Below are 3,350 nucleotides of genomic sequence, written 5' to 3' on the forward strand. Positions count from 1 at the left end.
CAAGGCGGTGCGCTTGTGGGTGCCCTTGAAGAGCAGGCGATCCCGGCGATGCGCAGCGTCTCCTTCGGCATCTGGGTGGCGGTGGGCTCGCGGGACGAGACCCGTCCGCAGGCCGGTGCCGCGCACTTCCTGGAGCACCTGCTCTTCAAGGGCACCCACAAGCGCACCGCCTTGGAGATCTCCTCGCAGATCGAGGCGGTGGGTGGCGAGACGAACGCCTTCACGACGAAGGAATACACCTGCTACTACGCCCGCGTGCTGGACGAGGACCTGCCGCTGGCGATCGACGTGATGTGCGACCTGGTCGCCGACTCGCTGCTGGAGCCGGCCGACGTGGAGACCGAGCGTGGCGTGATCCTGGAGGAGATCGCCATGCACGACGACGAACCCGGTGACGAGGTGCACGACCTCTTCGCCCGGGCCGTCTACGGCGACCACCCGCTGGGCCGACTGATCTCCGGCACCGAGGAGACCGTCACGCCGATGACCCGCAAGCAGATCCAGTCCTTCTACCGGGGTCGCTACACCGCGCCGCAGATCGTCATCGCCGCCGCCGGCAACCTCGACCACGCCGCGGTGGTCAAGCTGGTCCGGCAGGCCGTGCGCGGCACGCCACTGGACAGCGACCCGGCCGCACCGGCCGCACACCGCGCGGCCACTCCGGCGGTACGCACCAAGCCGGCCACCACACTGGTCGAGCCGAAGGAGACCGAGCAGGCGCACGTCCTGCTGGGCTGCCCCGGCATCGACCGCACCGACGACCGGCGCTTCGCCCTCGGGGTGCTCAACAACGTCCTCGGCGGGGGCATGTCCAGCCGCCTCTTCCAGGAGATCCGTGAGCAGCGCGGCCTGGCGTACTCGGTCTACTCCTACGCCAGCCAGTACGCCGACAGCGGCCTGTTCGCCGTCTACGCCGGCTGCGCGCCGGGCAAGGTGGACGAGGTGCTGGCCCTGACCCGCGCCGAGCTGGCCCGGGTGGCCGCCGACGGGTTGACCGAGGCCGAGGTGGCCCGGGGCAAGGGGATGAGCAAGGGCTCGTTCGTGCTCGGCCTGGAGGACACCGGCTCCCGGATGAGCAGGCTGGCCAAGGGTGAGCTGCTCTACGGCGACCTGATGCCGGTGGACGAGCTGCTCCGGCGGGTCGACGAGGTCAGCGTCGCGGACGTGAACACCCTCGCCGCCGAGCTGCTCAGCCGGCCGATGTCGCTGGCCGTGGTCGGCCCGTTCGGCGAGGGCGACTTCTCCGCCTGAGGCCCGTCGCCCGCAGGGCCGGGGACTCGTCCCGGTCGGTGGAGCGGACCGGATCCGGCGACGGTGGCACGTCCCGATTGGGATAGGTTGTGCCGCGTGACTGACGAGCAGGAGAAGACCCGCGTCGGCGTGTTCGGTGCCCGCGGCCGGATGGGCATCGAGGTCTGCAGGGCGGTCGACGCCGCCGACGACCTCGAACTGGTGGCGTCGATCGACCAGGGCGACAGCCGTTCCGCCGTCTCCGGTGCCGACGTGGTCGTCGACTTCACCACGCCGGACGTCGTCATGGACAATCTCAAGTGGTCCATCGAGCAGGGCATCAGCGCGGTGGTCGGCACGACCGGCTTCACCGAGCAGCGGCTGGAGCAGGTGCGCGGCTGGCTGGCCGAGAAGCCGGAGGTCGGCGTGGTCATCGCCCCGAACTTCGGCATCGGCGCGGTGCTGATGATGCAGTTCGCCGCGCGGGCCGCCCGGCACTTCGAGTCCGTCGAGATCATCGAGCAGCACCACCCGCGCAAGCTGGACGCCCCGAGCGGCACCGCCACGCACACCGCCCGGCAGATCGCCCAGGCTCGCGCCGAAGCCGGTCTCGGCCCGGTGCCGGACGCCACCAAGGACGAGGTGCCGGGTGCGCGCGGCGCCGACATCGACGGGGTACGCGTCCACGCGGTGCGCGCCACCGGCCTGGTCGCCCACCAGGAGGTGCTCTTCGGGGGCACCGGCGAGACGCTGACCATCCGGCACGACTCGTACGACCGGGTGTCCTTCATGCCGGGCGTGCTGCTGGCCGTCCGCGCGGTGCGCAACCGCCCCGGCCTCACGGTGGGCCTGGACCCCCTCCTCGGCTGACCCCGCCCTCCTCGCAGATCTTGGACAGTTTCCGTTAGCTGACGGAAACTGTCCAAGATCTCCCGCCGCAGCGCCCGCTATGCCGGGTGTTCCGCTGCGCGGCGTTGGGTGGGGAGGGTTGGGGTGAGCGGGGTGGGGAGGTTGGTGACCCTGGCCTCGCCAGAGCGGTCGACCTCGACCGTCACCGGTGTGTCGGCCACGCGGAGGCCCTTGACCGTGACGGCGCCCAGCTCCGCGCCGGCCAGCGGGGTCAGCCGGACCGTGCCGCCCGGCACGTCGGGGTAGAGGCCCGTCGCGGCCTGGAGCAGCAGCACCGCGCCCGCCGCGGCCCACGCCTGGGGCCGGCACGCCGCCGGGTACGGCACCGGGCGATCGAGCAGCGTCCGGTCGTCGCCGCCGTACAGCTCCGGCATCCGGTAGTCGAACGCCTCGGCCGCCGTGAGCAGCCCTTCGGCCAGGCCGAGCGCGGCGTCGCGGTGCCCCGCGCGGGCCAGCCCGGCGAGCACGATCGCGGTGTCGTGGGTCCAGATCGAACCGCAGTGGTACGACAGCGGGCTGAAGCCGGCGTCGTCGGTGGACATCGTCCGTAGTCCGAAGCCGCCGGCCAGCGTGTCGGTGGTGAGCAGGCGGGCGACCTGGGCCTCCTCGTCGACGGTGAGCAGGCCGGTGCCGAGCAGGTGACCGATGTTGCTGGTCAGCGAGTCGACGGGGCGCTTGTCCCGGTCCAGGGCCAGGGCGGGCTGCGGGCCGTACCGGCCGTCGACCCAGAAGGTGTCCCGGAACCGGCGGGCCAGCGTGGCGGCGTGCTCGCGCCAGTGGTCCCCACCGGGGCGGCCGAAGGCGTCCAGCAGGGCGGCGCCGTTCACCGCCGCCTCGTGCGCGTACCCCTGCACCTCGGCCAGCACGATGGGCGCGGTGGCCAGGGAGCCGTCGTGGAACCGTACGGCGTCGCCGGAGTCCTTCCAGCCCTGATTGGACAGCCCGTGGCCGGTGGTGTCGATGTACTCGACGAGGCCGTCGCCGTCGGGGTCGGCGTGCTCGCCGAGCCAGCGCAGGGCGGCCTCCAGGTGCGGCAGCAGTGGCTCGACCTGCTCGGCCGGCAGGCCCCAGCGCCACGCGTCGTGCAGCAGGTTGACCCAGAGCATGGTGGCGTCGACGGTGCCGTAGTAGGCCGGCGGGAGGCGCAGCCCGTTCCCGGGCAGCGCGAACTCCTGCCCGCGCAGCTCGTGCAGGATCTTGCCGGGGGCCTC

At 72.5% G+C, this 3,350-nt stretch carries 2 protein-coding genes and 1 pseudogene; 2 read left to right on the top strand and 1 reads right to left on the bottom strand.

Annotated features, from left to right (window positions below):
- Both AB0J68_RS29655 and dapB read left to right on the top strand, forming a co-directional pair.
- The coding region (locus tag AB0J68_RS29655; protein ID WP_363941887.1) for a pitrilysin family protein at positions 1–1,251 on the top strand (1,251 nt) is incomplete at its 5' end.
- Positions 1,252–1,347: 96 nt separating this feature from the next.
- On the top strand, positions 1,348–2,100 hold the full coding sequence (dapB, locus tag AB0J68_RS29660) for a 4-hydroxy-tetrahydrodipicolinate reductase (protein ID WP_354857678.1): 753 nt from the start codon (positions 1,348–1,350) through the stop codon (positions 2,098–2,100).
- A gap of 77 nt (positions 2,101–2,177) precedes the next feature.
- Here dapB and AB0J68_RS29665 read toward each other — a convergent pair.
- A pseudogene (locus AB0J68_RS29665) lies at positions 2,178–3,350 on the bottom strand (amylo-alpha-1,6-glucosidase); the annotation flags it as partial.

The sequence above is a fragment of the Micromonospora sp. NPDC049580 genome, assembly GCF_040675595.1.
Taxonomy (GTDB): Bacteria; Actinomycetota; Actinomycetes; order Mycobacteriales; family Micromonosporaceae; genus Micromonospora.